The 428-nt window shown below is 60.3% G+C and carries 1 protein-coding gene; it reads left to right on the top strand.

Features of this window, described 5'->3' with window-relative positions:
- Positions 1-428: HupE/UreJ family protein (locus GVL52_RS32265; protein ID WP_200848026.1), on the top strand; the 428-nt coding region annotated here is incomplete at both ends.

The following is a 428-nucleotide window of genomic DNA, read 5'->3' on the forward strand; positions in this document are numbered from 1 at the left end:
ACGCTGATCTTTGCCACGTACTTCAAGATCACATGGAACTACTACCTGGTCGACGCCGTCATCGCGCTGAGCGTGATGTACAAGGCGTTCGACAACAACGGCGGGTTCCAGAAGTACATCAACGCTAAGTGTCCCAACCTGCTGGCAGCCGTGTTCGGCTTTGGCCTGCTGCACGGATTCGGGCTCTCGACGCGGCTGCAGCAGTTGCCGCTGGGGGACGACAACACCTCCATGCTGCTGCGCATCCTGAGCTTCAACCTGGGCGTCGAGCTCGGCCAGATCGCAGCGCTGGCCGCGATGGTCGCACTGCTCACCTTGTGGCGCCACCGGCCGTCGTTCCAGCGATTCAGCTACGTGGCCAACATGGGTCTTTTCTACGCCGGTGTGTACCTGCTCTTCATGCAGCTACACGGATACCAGCACGACGT

Origin of the sequence: Rhizobium sp. 18055, from assembly GCF_902706285.1 — a bacterium.
GTDB lineage: Bacteria > Pseudomonadota > Alphaproteobacteria > Rhizobiales > Rhizobiaceae > Rhizobium.